Raw genomic sequence first — 15,425 nt, 5'->3', positions numbered from 1 at the left:
ATGCGCACAGCATCACATCTGCGAGTGGGTGATCACCCTTGGGTAAAATGGTCGTTGATCTTGCTGGCATTGAGTCTGGTGGGATTGTTGTTGGTGATACCGCTGGTGGCTATTTTTGCTCAGGCATTTTCTGGTGGTTTAGAAACCTATGTCGCTAACCTGACTGATTATTACACCCTGAGAGCGATTGGCTTAACCCTGTTTGTGGCCGTACTGACCGTACCGATTAACCTGGTATTCGGGGTGTTCCTGGCCTGGTTGGTCACACGGTTTGATTTCCCAGGGCGCAAACTGCTGATTACGCTGATCGATATTCCCTTTGCGGTGTCGCCGGTGGTGGCAGGCTTGCTGTATCTGCTGTTGTACGGTTCTAACGGTTGGCTGGGTGGCTGGCTGATGGATAAGGACATACAACTGATGTTCTCCTGGCCGGGGATTCTGATGGTCACGGTATTTGTGACCTGTCCTTTTGTTGCACGGGAATTGATTCCGCTAATGCAGCAGCAGGGCCGTGATGAAGAAGAGGCGGGTGTAACGCTGGGTGCATCGGGTTGGCAGTTGTTTCGCCGGGTGACCTTGCCGAATATCCAGTGGGCATTGATTTACGGGGTGGTATTGACCAATGCACGAGCTGTCGGTGAATTTGGTGCTGTATCAGTCGTATCCGGCAATATTCGTGGGGAAACCAACACGCTCCCTCTGCATGTAGAATTGCTGTATCAGGATTATAACGCTGTCGGCGCATTTACCAGTGCCTCTTTATTGGCCGGTATTGCTCTGTTAACTCTGTTTATAAAGTCTTTTGTTGAATGGCGTCAGGCACGTCAAATCGCATTGCTGAGTGAGGTTGAAGCATGAGTATCCGGGTTGAAAATGTCAGCAAGCGTTTCGGTAAGTTTCAGGCACTGGAGACCTTGTCGCTAGAGATTCCCGATGGTGAATTGATTGGTCTTCTAGGACCGTCCGGTTCAGGTAAAACCACCTTGCTACGGATTATTGCCGGGCTGGAAACGGCAGATACCGGTAATATTTACTTTCATGGTGATGATGTTACCCGAGTGCATGTGCGTGATCGCCGCGTCGGCTTTGTGTTTCAACACTATGCGCTGTTTCGGCATATGACGGTGGCGCAAAATATTGCCTTTGGTCTGGAAGTAATGCCTAAAGCGCGTCGTCCCGCTGCGACTGAAATCAAAAAACGTGTGGAAAATCTGCTGGAAATGGTGCAGTTGGGCCATCTTGCATCACGCTATCCGGCTCAATTGTCAGGTGGGCAGAAACAGCGTGTCGCCTTGGCCAGAGCGCTGGCGATGCAGCCTCAGGTGCTGTTGTTAGATGAGCCGTTTGGCGCGCTGGATGCAAAAGTACGCAAAGACCTGCGCCGCTGGCTACGCAGTCTGCATGATGAACTGCATTTTACCAGTGTGTTTGTTACCCACGATCAGGAGGAAGCGTTAGAAGTATCTGATAAGGTGGTGGTGATGAGTGCTGGACGTATCGAGCAAGTAGATACGCCACAGCGACTTTATGCACAACCGGATAGTCGCTTTGTGATGGGCTTTTTGGGACATATCAATATACTGGAAGGCCGTATTAAATCAGGGCGGATGCAGCAAGGTAAGGCGTGGATTGATCTAGAGGAAGTTCCAGCAGATTTACCTGAAGCGCAGCTTTACCTGCGCCCTCATGAAGTTCACCTGCAGACTGAGCCATCTCCATATGCCAATTTACCCCTCAAGGTAAGTGCGGTCAGCCTGATAGGTGCAGAAGTGCGGGTAGAGTTAGAAGCGGATGGCTGGAGTAGTCCCGAACCCTGGGAAGTGGGTATCAGTCATGCACAGTACAACAGTTGGCAGCCCATGCGTGGTGATCTGTGTTTTGCTGTGCCGGATGTTGGACACCTGTTTACCCCGGCCAGCACGGAGCCCAGTCTGCTTCACTGGCATAAAAAAAAAGCTTCATTGGTTGAAATGCCAGCGAAGCGTCTGGTTAAAACCGCCTGAGGTAAACCTCAGGCGTGCCTGAGTGGCTTTATACTACCAGTGTTGGGCACTTGGCCCGACTGGCGACACGCTCAGACACACTACCCATTAGATAGCCCTCTATATCCCCATTGGTGCCTCGCGTTCCGACTACAATCAGGTCAACGCCTTTTTCTTTAGCGAATTTAACAATGGTTTTAGAGGGGCGACCGCCTTTGACAAACGCCCGTACTTTGGTAGCACCTTTATCCTTGGCGTGCTGCTTGGCATGATTCGCTACGTCGGTAGCAAACTCCTTGAGCGCCTTATCCGGGATCTGCAGTTGTTCTGGTCGAACCATTGACAGGGATGCCTCAAACAGACTGTGGTGTTTGTACACACACAACAGATAGATCTCGGCATCGGTGATTTTCTGTATATCGACAGCTATATCCAGCGCATTTAATGCACCTTCCGAGCCATCCACTGCCACCAGTATTTTATCAAACACAATAGCCTCCTTGGTTATCTAAAGGCAAGATCACGCAGGAAGAGAGCAATCTGCGGGAAGTAAATAATCAGTATCGCTGCCAATACCAGCATAAATATAAAGGGTGGAGTACCACGGATAACTTCCCAATAGGGGCGTTTAAAAATCGCGATGGCGGTAAAAATATCACAGCCAAACGGCGGTGTGGCTGAGCCGATGGCCACCATCAGGGTGATCAGTACACCTACCAGTACCGGGTCCAGACCTGTTGATGCGATGGCGGGTGCAAAAATGGGTGTCAGCACCAGGATTACCACGATCGGATCAACGAACATGCAGGCAATAAAGAAGGCAATAGCGATAGCGAAGAGCACACCTATCGGACCGGCTTCGTTAATACCCAGACCTCCGAGAATCGTCTGCGGAATCTGTGCAAAAGAGATAATCCAGGAAAAACCGTTTCCTACAGCCACCAGAATGAACACCACAGCAGTAATCAGGCCAGTGGATTTGGCAATCTTGTAGATGTCCATGGCTTTTAATGATCTGAATACAATAAATTCCAGAATCACGGCATAAAGTACACAGGCGGCAGCGGCTTCAGTTGGACTGAAAATACCGCCATAGATACCCCCGACGATGATGACCGGAAAACCCAAGGGCCACAAGGCTTCCTGGATGGATACCAGGCGTTCTTTCCAGGTAGATTTGGGCTCAGTTGGCACCTTATGTATATAAGCGTAAGCAATACAGTACGCTGAGAACATGGCAAGAATTAATAGACCGGGCCCTACACCGGCGATAAATAACTCCCCGATAGATGTTCCGGAAATGACCCCGTAGATTATCATGCCGATACTGGGTGGAATCAGAAAGGCAATATCACTGGAGTTGATGATCAGCGCAAGGGTAAATGAATCCTTGTATCCGGCCTTTAGCAGCTTTGGACGTAAAGGGGAGCCCACCGCAACCACAGTTGCTTGTGTTGAACCGGAAACCGCCCCGAATAAGGTGCAGGAGGCAGCTGTACTTACAGCAAGACCGCCTTTGATGTGCCCGATAAATGCCATCACCATGTTAATCAGTCGATTAGCAGACTGCCCTCGGGTCATAACATCTGCAGCAAGAATAAACATGGGAACAGCAATTAGCGCGGTAGGGCGTATGCCACCCATCATCTGTTGAATCATGATATTCATCTGGCCAAAGCCATCAAACGACATGTAAAAACCGACCAGGGCCGCCATAATCAGCGGGATCATCATTGGAAAGCCCAACAGCAACAGAATGATCATTGTTGCCAGCATATAAGTAATCATAACCTTATCCTTCTGTCATGCTGTTTATACTTCGGTTTCAGTCTCTTCATAGCCATCGACGACGTGCGTGGACAGGTAGACATCACGAGAAAAAATATTCTTGATACCGGTCAGGAAATATTGGATCCCGGTGATGGTAAAGCCAATCGGTACCCATAAATACATCAGGTAGAGGGGGACGCCCATCGTAGGTAATACCCGCCCAGTGCTGTAAATACTTTCAATGTAGGTAACCGAGTAGTAACACAGAAAAAACATGGTGGCAGATGTCACAAAGGAGATAATGATCATCAAAATGCGCCGGGCCGAGGTAGGCAGGGCATCATAGAGTGCGGACATGCGAATATGTCGACCATGTCTGGCAGCATAGCCAATACCGGCAAAGGTGATCATTACAATCAAAATGCGGTTAACTTCTTCGGAAAAAAACAGGCTTTCGCCAAGCACAAAGCGTCCAACAACATTGGCAACGGTGTTCAGTGCCATTAACAGTACACCAACCGCCAGAATAACCGCTTCTATTCGACTGATGCCTGAATCGATAACACCCAGAAAGCCGGGTAGGCCGGAGGTGTGGTTATCAGGAAGATCATCCTGCATGTGGGTATCCTCTTGCTGTGATCAGGTCGGCTACCTGAGATAAAAGGTGCAGAGGATGAGTGCTCCCTCTGCACCAATTCACATGAAGTTGGATTATTGAGCTTTGTAAGGCTCAAGATCCGCTTTAAACTGCTCTAGCAGTTCCTGTCCGCTGTCACCGGTCATTTCGATGAAGCGCGCTTCAACGCGAGGTGCTGTATCCATAAAGGCCTGACGCTCTTCATCAGTCAGACGGGTTACCGTAACATCAGAGCTGGCTTCCAGAATTTTCTCCAGCATCTCTTCACTCAGGCCTGGGACGTATTCAGTGATGTAATCAAAGGCATGCTCAGACGCATCACGAACCAGTTGCTGTTCTTCAGAAGACAATCCATTGAAAAAGCTCTGGTTGGCCATTAGTGCGGTGGTGAACTGGCCATGACCGGTAAAGATCAGGTTAGGAGACACCTCATACAGACCACCGGACTCAATCCAGAAGATCGGGTTTTCCTGACCCTGGATGATGTTGGTTTGCAGACCACCATAGACCTCGCCCCAGGGCAGGGGTGTCGGCGTTGCACCGAAGGCACGGTAGGTCTCGGAAAGCAGCGGGTTGGTCATGGTACGGATGTTTTTGCCGCGGAAGTCCTCAGGCGTCCTAACCGGTGTATCGGCAGTGACTACCATTTCACCTTCCGGGTACATTTTCAACAATTCCAGGCCCTGTTCTGCATAGAGTTCAGGGAACATTTCATTGATTGCTGTGCTGGTACGGAAAAAGTCGACGATATCGTCATCATTAACAGGCAACAGGTAAGGAATGAAGAAGATTTGTGCTTCAGGGATCAAGGAGCCTGTGAACCCAGGAGACTGATTGACAAACTGCAGTACACCCATCTGAGTTTGTTCCATGATGTCATCCGACTCACCCAGTTCGCCGAAGCGGAAAACCTGAACCGTATTATCGGAATTCTCTTCTATATATTCCTTGAATTTGTATGCAAAGACATCCTGTACATCACCTTCGAACTCTTCATGAGCATAGCGCCAGTTGGCGGCTTCAGCTGCCGTACTGAAACCTACCATGCCGGTCATTAATACACCCGCTACAGCGGTACTCAGTATGTTTTTCAAGGTCATCATTTATTCCTCTTTAGCTTTTTTGTGTGTGATATCCGATCACGCTCAGAAGTACTGTATTATCCTCATCTTAGGTTGATACTGTTTCAGCGTGGCAAATCAGCGCCGAAACTGCAAGTTAACTGGGGTTAAAGATTCTGGATTGCAGGGAATAAATTTCATTAATTACGTGTTAATCTATTGTTTTATTTGTAAAAAATATTTTTTAGTGTTTATTTTATGTCACTGATTCTCAAGTTGACGAAATCGTGCCGCTTCGGACTGTTTACATGAGCCAGCCACTACCCTATTTCAGGCTATCCGGTTTTTACCTGTTTTACTTTGCTTTACTGGGTACGCTGGTGCCTTACTGGAGCCTTTATCTACAATCCTTCGGTATGACGTCTCAGGCAATTGGTCTACTGATGGCTATGCTACATCTGTCTCGGGTTATCGCACCGAATATCTGGGGCTGGGTTGCAGACAAAACCGGTTATCGTATCCGCGTGGTGCGCTACGGTGCTTTTTTAACTTGGATGATTTTTATCGCTATTTTTTGGCAAACGTCAGCTCTGGGTATTGGCATTGTCATGTTGTTGTTCAGCTTTTTTTGGAATGCTGTGTTGCCGCAATTTGAAGTGCTGACATTGCAGCATCTTGGTGAGTCCCGTGATCGTTATAGTCAGATCCGCTTATGGGGCTCCGTCGGCTTCATTCTGGCCGTTATCGGCACGGGGGCTCTTCTGGATCTGATCAATATTCGCTGGTTGCCGCTGGTCGCGTTGTTATTAATGATATTGATCTGGCTCAATACGCTGCTTATCAAGGCGCCGGTTGTGCAGTCTAAGCCGCTGGAAGATGAGCGCAGTTTATGGAGTATTGTGAAAACACCTCAGGTGATGGTGTTTTTGTTGATCTTTTTTTTTGGTTCAGTTCAGTCATGGTCCTTATTACACTTTCTACAGTGTTATGTTGCAGGACTTGGGATACAGTCGAGGCAGAATTGGTCAGCTATGGGCTGTGGGTGTGGTGGCAGAGGTCTTATTATTTATGCTGATGCCACTGCTGTTTCGGCGTTTTACCCTACGCCGCATTATGTTGTTAAGCTTATTACTCTGCTCGATACGCTGGCTGCTGATTGCTATCTATCCAGATCGACCAGCATTATTGCTGCTTGCGCAGCTTTTGCATGCGGCTAGTTTTGGTAGTTTGCATGCAGTTGGCATCGCGCTGGTCTATCATTATTTTAGTCATGCAACACACGGACGGGGGCAGGCGTTGTTTGCCAGCGCTGGTTTTGGTGCCGGTGGTGCGGCCGGGGCGATGCTCTCGGGTCTGTTTTGGGACGTATGGGGTGGGCAAGGCACCTTTCTGGCTGCTGCATTGATCAGTATGCTGGCTATGTTGCTGGCGCTGTGGTGGATATTTCCCGAACAGATCAAGCGGCTGGATTAGCATTGGGCAGTTGTTATATCCTAGGGGGCAGACAAAATGTACCAAACATCCATAGAGGGCAGCTATGAAGTTCAGTATTGATATTGAAATGACACCGGACGAACTCCGTGAAAGTCTCGGGCTGCCGGATGTGTCCTCGCTTCATGAGGAGATGATTGGCACTATTCGTGAACGTATGCAGCAGGGCGTGGAGGGCTATGATCCCGTCACCCTGTTTAAACCGTTTATGACGTCTGGTATGGGAACAGTAGAGGGGTTTCAAAAACTGATGTTCAGTTTGATGAATCAATATACGCGTTCTAATAATAAAGATGGATCTGAGGAAAAATAGATTAATGAGCACAAAACAGAAGAGTAATGGCGTGCGTATACTGAGAAAATATACTAATCGACGCTTGTACGACACTTCTCGCAGTTGTTATGTAACCCTGGAGGATGTTAAAGAGTTAGTGCTCAACTCGGAGCCTTTTCAGGTACTGGATTCCAAGTCAGGTCAGGATCTGACACGTAATATCTTGATGCAAATCATTAGTGAACAGGAAGCCGAAGGGCATGGCACACTCTTGACCAATCAGGTGCTGCAGCAGTTGATCCGTTTCTACGGCGATAGTATGCAAGGCATGATGAGTCAATATCTGGAGCAGAGCATCGGTGCCTTTCTGGAACATCAGGATCTGATTCGTGATCAGATGCAAAATATGATTGGTGCAGCGAATCCGTTGACGATGATGAACCGGATCGCGGATCAGAACCTGGCTATGTGGAAAATGTTCAGTCCAGGTGTTAATCCCGATGGATCACCGATGCAAAGCCCGAAAAAAACGGATACAACTGATGCTGAAAAGGACAAGTCAGGTTCCGGTGTGACGAGTCGACGAGAGGACCCAAAGCGCCGCTAGGCGTTATTGTCTAGGTCTGACTGTAGCCAGTTGGCGATTGAATCGATCAACTGGCTGCCTGTTCTACTACTCACAAACAGGCCTATATGGCCGGTTTTTATCTCTTTTTCCCGGTATAGCTGGCTACTGGTCATTCCTTTAAGTGCTTTTGATGATGAAGGTGGTACCAAGTGGTCATGACTGGCATAAATATTCAGCAGCGGCTGGGTAATGTGACCTAGATCGACTGATTGATTACCAATCTTCAGGGTATTCTTTATCAATTTATTTTGCTGGAAAAAATTTTTGATGAATTCACTGAAGGCGGCTCCAGCCTGATCCGGGCTATCGTAAATCCATTTTTCCATACTTAGAAAGGCCCTTGCGCTGGCCTCATCACTCAGGGTGATGGGCAGGTCCAGGTTTTTTTGCAGCCCCAATCGCATCGGCATAAGTGAATTGTAGGTTTCATTGAGCAAGGTGCCGGGTATATTACCATAGGTCGCTACAGCCAGGTCGGCATCAACATGTCGTGCCAGCTTGCTCAGGGTGAAGTCTTCGGTATCAAAATTAACCGGTGTCACCAAAGTAATCAAGCGTGCAATTTTTTGCGGATGCAGTGCTGTGTAACAGAGGCTGAAGGTGCCGCCCTGACAGATCCCCATCAAGTTGATGCGTTCTTGACCGGCATGTCGAGTGGCTGCGTCGATACATTGATCAAGATAGTGGTTGATGTAGTCGTCCAGGTCCAGGAATCGGTCTGATGCATCCGGATATCCCCAATCAATCAAATAGACGCCAATACCTCGCTGCAGTAATTTTTGCAGCATGGAGCGCTCTGGTGTCAGGTCAATCATATAAGGTCGATTAACCAAGGCGTAGCAGATGACGATAGGGGGGAGTTCGGGCTGTACAATTTCCGGTTGGTAGTAATTCAGTCGTACCTTGTCCAGTTGAAAAATTGTCTCAAAGGGAGTCTGGCCAGTTTCAACCGGTGGCATGCGCTTTAGCAGTTTATAACTTTCCAGGAGTTGCTGATTAAAGCTGATGATTTCCTGTTTTAGCTGTTTTGAATCCAGCTTTATGCGGCTCATTGGCGCTCTCTCTGCAGAGTGTTTATATCATCTTTAAGTTGGCGTAGTTCATCCCGCAGTTCGCTGGAATCTACTTGTGCGCGTTGCAGGTGCCTTAGTTGTTTGCTTAACTGGTGAATCTTCTCAAATGCCAGGTTGAGCGACGCTTCTGTAGCTATTCCGAAAAGCTTCAATTGCTGGTTGCGCTGCTCCTGAAACCACAGTCTAAGCTGCATTAAGGTATTACTGACGCGACCATGTGCCAGTTGGTACTCTTCTGTGGCCAGTTGTTCTGCATAACTGGCTTCGTAAGCCTCCACCCAGAGTCGATGTAGCGCTGTCAAGCTGCTGATGGTTCCATTACCGGTTTCGATCTGCTCTGACAGGCGGTTCAATGCCCGGCTGTTAATCTGTGCATAGTGTGCTGAATACTGCTGCAGGGCTTGCTGGTGTTGATTCAGCAGTTGGCCAGATTCACGCAGTGCTTTCTGCTGATTGAATGGAAGCTCTGCAGGTGCGCCCTCCATCAGGCTGCGCATCCCTTTCATCCACGGGTGGTCAATGAACTGTTCATCATTAAAACTATGGGTACGCAGTAATGCCCCTAATTGTTCGGGCAAATGCCAGCGTTTGATAACCCAGTCTTCTGTAAGGCGGTTGATATGCTGGTGAAAGTCAGTAAAAAATCCTGCCAGTTCTGGCGCATCTTCTTTATGACACTGAGTGAGCAGTTGGCCGGCGAAGCGGGTAAACTCCACAGACTCCTGCGTCATAACAGCGAGTAGCTCCGCATGCTGCTCCGGAAGGTGTTGCCAGCCTGTCTGCTGAAGTTGTTGCATCAGCTCAGTCCAGTCGGGTAGCTCAGTATCTGCCTGTTGGTTTGGGTAGAGCTCTAGCCAGCGCCGGATCGTTGCTTGCAGGTCGTCAGTCACAAAAGGCTCCATCTGCCTGGCGGTTTTTTGAAGGGTGATAGTAATACAGCCAGTCTCTATTATGAAACAGCTACTACCCATTATGAAACAATCAAGCTTAAGCTAATGTGAATCACCACACTGTCTGAGCAGGGTTACCATCTGCTGCGCGGCATTAGATAGCGTTCGGTCGCGATGATAGATATACCCCAGTGGCCGGTGAACCGGTTCGGCGTCCAGGTCCAGACGTTTTAACTGGTTGTCTATCATGGTTTCCGGCAGCAGACTCCAGCCCAATCCGATGGATACCATCATTTTGATCGTATCCAGATAGTTGGTACTCATGCCCAGGTTGGGTTCCAGTTGCCAGGCCGACATCTGCTGGCGCACCAGTTGATGGGTAAATGTATCCGGGCGTGGCAGCAGGCCGCTGTAGTGATTCAACTCAGCCAGTGTTACAGCCTGTTTATCGGCCAGAGGATGATTTGCTGAAACTACATAGGAAAGCCGGTCGTCCCAGATCTGTTCACTACAGATGCGCGCATTTGCCTTGGGGGCAAGGGTAATCAGAGCCAGCTCTATATCGCCCTTGAGTACGCTTTCATAGGCCAGTTCAGATTCATCAAAGCGTAAGTCCAACTCAACCAGCGGAAATTGCCGGGTGAAGTCTTTAAGCAGCGGCGGCAAACGGTGCAGACTGATATGATGACTGGCGGCAAAGGAAAGCCGGCCGGTTACCTGCTGGGTCAGATTGCTGACCAGTGTTTCAGCATCCTTGAGTGCCATGAGAATCTCATGGGCTTTGGGGAGCAGCTGCTGGCCAGCTTCAGTCAGACTGATATGCCGTCCAATACGATCGAACAGACGGCAGTGTAGCTGCTGCTCCAGTAAGGCAATGCGTTTGCTGATGGCTGACTGTGTCAGAAATAACCGATCCGCAGCCTCCGAGAAAGAGCCCATCTCGGCTACCATAACAAAAGCACTAAGGCTGTGTGTATCCATATCGACTTTACACTTGTTGAAAAAGCTATTGTATTCCATTTTGGAATGGAATGGATAAAAAATATGAATTTGTTTATTGTGTTGGACTCTTTTACCATGCTGGCTATTAGATAAAAAACCTGTCCGGAGATTAAAGCTATGACTGGCAAAACCCTGTATGACAAATTGTGGGATGACCACCTCGTAAGTGAAAATACAGACGGTAGCGCACTGTTGTATATCGACCGTCATCTGTTACATGAGGTTACGTCACCTCAGGCTTTTGAAGGCCTGCGTCTGGCTGGGCGCAAGCCCTGGCGTATTGATACCAATTTGGCAACGCCAGATCATAACGTGCAGACCACGGATCGCTCGGGCGGAGTGGACTCCATTGTTGATCCCATCTCACGCATTCAGGTGAAAACTCTGGATGAGAACTGTGACAGTTTTGGTATTACCGAATTTAAAATGAACGACCCGCGTCAGGGTATCGTGCATGTCGTTGGGCCGGAGCAGGGGGCAACTTTGCCCGGCATGACCGTGGTCTGTGGCGATTCGCATACAGCAACGCATGGTGCTTTTGCAGCTCTGGCGCATGGTATCGGCACTTCCGAAGTTGAGCATGTATTGGCAACTCAGTGTCTGATTGCCAAAAAAATGAAAAATATGCTGGTGCGTGTGAATGGCACCCTGGTCAGGGTGTCACCGCCAAGGATGTGGTGTTACATATTATCGGCGTTATTGGTACGGCAGGGGGTACAGGTTACGCGATTGAGTTTGGGGGTGAGGCGATTCGTGGTATCTCAATGGAAGGGCGTATGACCATCTGTAACATGGCCATTGAAGCGGGTGCACGGGTCGGTCTGATTGCTGTCGATGATATTACTGTGGATTATATCAAGGGTCGCCCGTTTGCCCCTAAAGAAGCGCATTGGCCGATGGCGGTTGAGGCCTGGCGCAAGCTGGTATCCGATGCGGATGCTGTGTTTGATCAGGTAGTCGAAATTCAGGCGGCTGATATTGAGCCGCAGGTTACCTGGGGCACGTCGCCGGAAATGGTAGCTTCAGTGAGAGCCCTGGTGCCAGACCCGGCTAGCATGAACGACCCTGTCAAACGCGAAGGCACTGAACGTGCTTTGCAGTATATGGGTTTGAAGCCCAATCAAAAAATTACCGATATTCAACTGGATCGGGTATTTATTGGTTCCTGCACCAACTCACGGATCGAGGATCTGCGTGAAGCGGCCGCTGTGGTTAAAGGCAAAAGAGTGGCAGCAACCCTGAAGCAGGCGCTGGTAGTTCCAGGTTCCGGCCTGGTGAAGTCCCAGGCTGAAGCTGAAGGTCTGGATAAAGTATTTATTGACGCTGGACTGGAGTGGCGTGAACCGGGCTGTTCCATGTGTCTGGCGATGAACCCGGATAAGCTGGGTGCCGGAGAGCACTGTGCGTCAACCTCCAACCGTAACTTTGAAGGCCGTCAGGGCTTTGGTGGTCGTACGCACCTGGTGAGTCCGGCAATGGCTGCGGCCGCCGCGATTGCCGGTCATTTTGTTGATATCCGTGAAATCACCAGCGCCTGAACAGGAGAAAGACAATGAAAAAATTTACTCTACATCAGGGTATCGTGGCACCGCTTGATCGTGCCAATGTTGATACGGATATGATTATTCCTAAGCAGTTTCTGAAATCCATCAAGCGTTCCGGTTTCGGTCCGAATCTGTTTGATGAGCTGCGCTATATGGATGAAGGCCAGCCGGATCAGGACAGCAGTCAGCGTCCGCTAAATCCGGATTTTGTGTTAAACAAACCCCGTTATCAGGGTTGCAGTATTTTACTGGCGCGCAAGAATTTTGGTTGCGGTTCCAGTCGGGAACATGCGCCCTGGGCGCTGGAGGATTTTGGGATTCGTGCTATTATTGCGCCAAGCTATGCGGATATTTTCTTCAATAACAGCTTTAAAAACGGACTGTTACCGATAATTCTTAAAGAATCACTTGTTGATGAGTTGTTTGATCAAGTGGCGGCCAATGAGGGTTATCAATTGAAAATAGACCTGGAAAATCAGCAGGTGATCAAGCCGGATGGTGCGGCGTTATCTTTTGAAATTGATGCGTTTCGTAAACACTGCCTGTTGAACGGTCTGGATGATATAGGTTTGACGCTGGAGCAAGGTGACGCTATCGGTATCTATGAGGCAAAACGTCGTGAATCGGCTCCCTGGCTGTTCTCTTAAACTGTAATTTATTGATTTAAGGTATTTGTTAGATGTCAAAAAATATACTGATATTGCCCGGTGATGGTATTGGCCCGGAAATAGTCGCTGAAGCACGTAAAGTACTGGAAAAGGTTAATGAGCAGCTTTCATTGGGTCTGGAATTGAGTGAGGCCCTGGTGGGTGGTGCGGCGATTGACGCCACCGGTGTCCCTTTGCCTGCCGAAACGCTGGCAGCGGCCAAAGCGGCTGATGCCATTTTGCTCGGTGCTGTCGGTGGACCGCAATGGGACACTAATCCGGATTTCCAGATACGTCCTGAAAAGGGCTTGCTGGGTATCCGCTCTCAGTTAGCGTTGTTTGGTAATCTGCGCCCGGCAATTCTCTACCCGCAATTAGCCCATGCGTCGACACTGAAACCCGAGGTCGTTTCCGGTCTGAATATTCTGATCGTACGTGAGCTGACTGGCGGTATTTATTTTGGTCAGCCGCGCGGCTATCGCACCAAAGAAAACGGTGTGCGTGAGGGTTATAACACCTATGTCTATGACGAGAATGAAATACGTCGCATCGGTCGGGTAGCCTTTGAAGCGGCACGTGCCCGTAATAAAAAACTCTGCTCAGTCGATAAAGCCAATGTGCTGGAAGTGACGGTGCTCTGGCGCGAGGTAATGAATGAGCTGGCTGCCGACTATCCGGATGTCGAGCTCAGTCATATGTATGTGGATAATGCCGCTATGCAGTTGGTCCGCGCACCCAAACAGTTCGATGTGGTCGTTACCGGCAATATGTTTGGTGATATCTTATCGGATGCTGCCGCGATGCTGACCGGTTCTATAGGAATGCTGCCATCGGCTTCACTGGATGCAAATAACAAGGGTATGTATGAGCCATGTCATGGTTCTGCGCCCGATATTGCCGGTCAGGGCATTGCAAACCCGTTGGCAACCATTCTCTCAGCCGCTATGATGTTACGTTACTCTCTTGATTCAGCTGCGGCGGCCGATAAAATTGAAGCGGCCGTGAGTCAGGTGCTGGATCAGCAGTTGCGTACCGCTGATATTATGTCAGAGGGTATGACACGGGTGAGTACCTCTGAGATGGGCGATGCCGTAGTAGCCGCTCTAAACTGATCAGAGCGTTGCAAAAGGGAGGTGTTTTGACTGATGCCTCCCATTAATCTGTTTTTTTAATTTATATGAAATTTGGGGGCACGAATGAGACGTGTAGGTTTTGTTGGCTGGCGTGGTATGGTCGGTTCAGTACTGATGCAAAGAATGCTGGAAGAGCGGGATTTTGATCATATCGCTGAACCTGTGTTCTTCACCACATCCCAGGCTGGAAAGCCTGGACCGGATATCGGCAAAACCATTCCTGCACTCAAAGATGCGCGTGATATTACCGAGCTGCAGCAGATGGATGCGATTATCTCCTGCCAGGGGGGCGATTACACCACTGAGGTCTATGCCAAACTGCGTGAAGCCGGTTGGAAAGGCTACTGGATAGACGCGGCTTCAACGCTGCGTATGGCGGATGACAGCATCATCGTACTTGACCCGGTCAATCAGCAGGTAATAGAGCAGGGGCTGACTAAAGGCATAAAAACCTATGTCGGGGGTAACTGCACCGTTTCCCTGATGCTGATGGGCCTGGGCGGACTGTTTCGCGAAAACCTGGTGGAGTGGGTTAGTTCCATGACCTATCAGGCAGCGTCCGGTGCTGGCGCACAGAATATGCGTGAGCTGATCAGCCAGATGGGGCAGATAGAGTCTTCGGTCAGTGCCGAGTTGGCTGATCCGGCCTCCGCTATTCTGGATATTGACCGCAAGGTTGTCGACGCTATGCGCAGTGATGCTTTTAAAACCGATAATTTCGGAGTGCCGCTGGCAGGCTCACTGATTCCCTGGATCGATAAGGCTGTGGAAGCCGGTCAGAGCAAGGAAGAGTGGAAAGGGTTTGTCGAGACCAATAAAATCCTCGGCTGCTCAGACAATCCGATTGCCATTGATGGCACCTGCGTGCGTATCGGTGCCATGCGCTGTCATAGCCAGGCCTTCACCATTAAGTTGAAGCAAGATGTGCCAATGGATGAAATAGAGTCCATCATCGCATCAGCCAATGACTGGGTTAAACTGGTACCGAATGAGCGTGAAGTGACTATGCGTGAGCTGAGTCCTACCCAGGTGACTGGTACTTTGAGTGTACCCGTTGGGCGTCTGCGCAAGATGAGAATGGGGCCAGATTTCCTGAATGCCTTTAGTGTCGGTGATCAGTTGCTTTGGGGTGCGGCGGAGCCGCTACGTCGTATGCTGCGAATTCTGATGCAGCATCAGTAAGCTTTTCAGGTATGATAACCAGCCCGGCGCCGCAAGGTCTGTCGGGCTGTTTTGTTTCAGGTGGCGGGTATTGGAATTCCTGGTCGTCATCCACTACGTTTTAACCGGAGA

15 protein-coding genes and 2 pseudogenes are annotated in these 15,425 nt (G+C 49.4%); 10 read left to right on the top strand and 7 right to left on the bottom strand.

Annotation, left to right across the window (positions count from 1 at the left end):
- Complete coding sequence (gene cysW / locus LH51_RS03350) at positions 1–858, top strand: sulfate ABC transporter permease subunit CysW (protein WP_036519717.1); 858 nt, start codon at positions 1–3, stop codon at positions 856–858.
- Positions 855–2,003, top strand: coding sequence for a sulfate/molybdate ABC transporter ATP-binding protein (locus LH51_RS03345; protein ID WP_036519716.1), 1,149 nt, complete (start codon positions 855–857; stop codon positions 2,001–2,003). Before cysW ends, LH51_RS03345 begins: the two co-directional genes overlap by 4 nt.
- A gap of 28 nt (positions 2,004–2,031) precedes the next feature.
- On the opposite strand, the gene LH51_RS03340 is transcribed toward LH51_RS03345, so the two are convergent.
- From LH51_RS03340 to LH51_RS03325, 4 genes are all read right to left on the bottom strand, one after another.
- Entirely contained in the window at positions 2,032–2,472 is a 441-nt protein-coding gene (locus LH51_RS03340; protein WP_036519715.1) for a universal stress protein, read from the bottom strand.
- Positions 2,473–2,486: 14 nt separating this feature from the next.
- Positions 2,487–3,770 carry a TRAP transporter large permease gene (locus LH51_RS03335; protein ID WP_036519714.1) on the bottom strand — a complete coding sequence of 428 codons (1,284 nt, stop codon included), beginning with the start codon at positions 3,768–3,770 and terminating at the stop codon, positions 2,487–2,489.
- Positions 3,771–3,794: 24 nt separating this feature from the next.
- Positions 3,795–4,370, bottom strand: coding sequence for a TRAP transporter small permease (locus LH51_RS03330; RefSeq protein ID WP_036519708.1), 576 nt, complete (start codon positions 4,368–4,370; stop codon positions 3,795–3,797).
- Between the two features lie 93 nt (positions 4,371–4,463).
- Positions 4,464–5,489: a TRAP transporter substrate-binding protein gene (locus LH51_RS03325; protein ID WP_036519707.1), complete on the bottom strand. Its 1,026-nt coding sequence runs from the start codon at positions 5,487–5,489 to the stop codon at positions 4,464–4,466.
- 269 nt (positions 5,490–5,758) lie between these two features.
- On the opposite strand from LH51_RS03325, the pseudogene LH51_RS22090 reads away from it, so the two are divergent.
- The 4 genes and pseudogenes from LH51_RS22090 to phaR all read left to right on the top strand — a co-directional run.
- Positions 5,759–6,403 (top strand): annotated as a pseudogene (locus tag LH51_RS22090) (MFS transporter); the annotation flags it as partial.
- Positions 6,404–6,437: 34 nt separating this feature from the next.
- The gene (locus tag LH51_RS22085) at positions 6,438–6,923 is read left to right on the top strand and encodes an MFS transporter (protein ID WP_235263485.1); all 486 of its coding nucleotides are present in this window, start codon (positions 6,438–6,440) and stop codon (positions 6,921–6,923) included.
- A 64-nt stretch (positions 6,924–6,987) separates the two neighbouring features.
- Entirely contained in the window at positions 6,988–7,254 is a 267-nt protein-coding gene (locus tag LH51_RS03315; RefSeq protein ID WP_036519705.1) for a DUF6489 family protein, read from the top strand.
- A 4-nt stretch (positions 7,255–7,258) separates the two neighbouring features.
- Positions 7,259–7,822, top strand: a complete 564-nt coding sequence (phaR, locus tag LH51_RS03310) for a polyhydroxyalkanoate synthesis repressor PhaR (protein WP_235263484.1) — start codon at positions 7,259–7,261, stop codon at positions 7,820–7,822.
- Here the strand turns inward: phaR and phaC are convergent.
- The 3 genes from phaC to LH51_RS03295 form a co-directional block, all read right to left on the bottom strand.
- Entirely contained in the window at positions 7,819–8,895 is a 1,077-nt protein-coding gene (gene phaC / locus LH51_RS03305) for a class III poly(R)-hydroxyalkanoic acid synthase subunit PhaC (protein ID WP_036519703.1), read from the bottom strand. The two genes, phaR and phaC, sit on opposite strands and share 4 nt — an antisense overlap.
- A complete protein-coding gene (locus LH51_RS03300; RefSeq protein WP_160173668.1) occupies positions 8,892–9,806 on the bottom strand; it encodes a poly(R)-hydroxyalkanoic acid synthase subunit PhaE in 915 nt (304 codons plus the stop codon). Before LH51_RS03300 ends, phaC begins: the two co-directional genes overlap by 4 nt.
- Before the next feature lie 102 nt (positions 9,807–9,908).
- Positions 9,909–10,787 (bottom strand): LysR family transcriptional regulator, encoded by an 879-nt coding sequence (locus LH51_RS03295; protein WP_036519699.1) that lies wholly within the window; start codon positions 10,785–10,787, stop codon positions 9,909–9,911.
- A 138-nt stretch (positions 10,788–10,925) separates the two neighbouring features.
- Between LH51_RS03295 and leuC the strand changes: the two are divergent.
- From leuC to asd, 4 genes and pseudogenes are all read left to right on the top strand, one after another.
- A pseudogene (leuC, locus tag LH51_RS03290) lies at positions 10,926–12,346 on the top strand (3-isopropylmalate dehydratase large subunit).
- Positions 12,347–12,360: 14 nt separating this feature from the next.
- On the top strand, positions 12,361–12,999 hold the full coding sequence (gene leuD / locus LH51_RS03285) for a 3-isopropylmalate dehydratase small subunit (protein ID WP_036519697.1): 639 nt from the start codon (positions 12,361–12,363) through the stop codon (positions 12,997–12,999).
- Positions 13,000–13,031: 32 nt separating this feature from the next.
- A complete protein-coding gene (gene leuB / locus LH51_RS03280; protein ID WP_036519696.1) occupies positions 13,032–14,111 on the top strand; it encodes a 3-isopropylmalate dehydrogenase in 1,080 nt (359 codons plus the stop codon).
- Between the two features lie 84 nt (positions 14,112–14,195).
- Positions 14,196–15,314, top strand: a complete 1,119-nt coding sequence (gene asd / locus LH51_RS03275; RefSeq protein WP_036519694.1) for an aspartate-semialdehyde dehydrogenase — start codon at positions 14,196–14,198, stop codon at positions 15,312–15,314.
- Positions 15,315–15,425: the final 111 nt, after the last annotated feature.

The sequence above is a fragment of the Nitrincola sp. A-D6 genome (assembly GCF_000764495.1).
Taxonomy (GTDB): Bacteria; Pseudomonadota; Gammaproteobacteria; order Pseudomonadales; family Balneatricaceae; genus Nitrincola.
Note: the sequence above shows the minus strand (reverse complement) of the source record. Positions and strands in the feature narration are given on the sequence as shown.

What these genes read in the sequence shown, in the direction of transcription:
- cysW (WP_036519717.1), top strand. Translation starts at nt 1, where the DNA reads ATGCGCACAGCATCACATCTGCGAGTGGGTGATCACCCTTGGGTAAAA.
- LH51_RS03345 (WP_036519716.1), top strand. Translation starts at nt 855, where the DNA reads ATGAGTATCCGGGTTGAAAATGTCAGCAAGCGTTTCGGTAAGTTTCAG.
- LH51_RS03335 (WP_036519714.1), bottom strand. Translation starts at nt 3,770, where the DNA reads ATGATTACTTATATGCTGGCAACAATGATCATTCTGTTGCTGTTGGGC.
- LH51_RS03330 (WP_036519708.1), bottom strand. Translation starts at nt 4,370, where the DNA reads ATGCAGGATGATCTTCCTGATAACCACACCTCCGGCCTACCCGGCTTT.
- LH51_RS03325 (WP_036519707.1), bottom strand. Translation starts at nt 5,489, where the DNA reads ATGACCTTGAAAAACATACTGAGTACCGCTGTAGCGGGTGTATTAATG.
- LH51_RS22085 (WP_235263485.1), top strand. Translation starts at nt 6,438, where the DNA reads ATGTTGCAGGACTTGGGATACAGTCGAGGCAGAATTGGTCAGCTATGG.
- LH51_RS03315 (WP_036519705.1), top strand. Translation starts at nt 6,988, where the DNA reads ATGAAGTTCAGTATTGATATTGAAATGACACCGGACGAACTCCGTGAA.
- phaR (WP_235263484.1), top strand. Translation starts at nt 7,259, where the DNA reads ATGAGCACAAAACAGAAGAGTAATGGCGTGCGTATACTGAGAAAATAT.
- phaC (WP_036519703.1), bottom strand. Translation starts at nt 8,895, where the DNA reads ATGAGCCGCATAAAGCTGGATTCAAAACAGCTAAAACAGGAAATCATC.
- LH51_RS03295 (WP_036519699.1), bottom strand. Translation starts at nt 10,787, where the DNA reads ATGGATACACACAGCCTTAGTGCTTTTGTTATGGTAGCCGAGATGGGC.
- leuD (WP_036519697.1), top strand. Translation starts at nt 12,361, where the DNA reads ATGAAAAAATTTACTCTACATCAGGGTATCGTGGCACCGCTTGATCGT.
- leuB (WP_036519696.1), top strand. Translation starts at nt 13,032, where the DNA reads ATGTCAAAAAATATACTGATATTGCCCGGTGATGGTATTGGCCCGGAA.
- asd (WP_036519694.1), top strand. Translation starts at nt 14,196, where the DNA reads ATGAGACGTGTAGGTTTTGTTGGCTGGCGTGGTATGGTCGGTTCAGTA.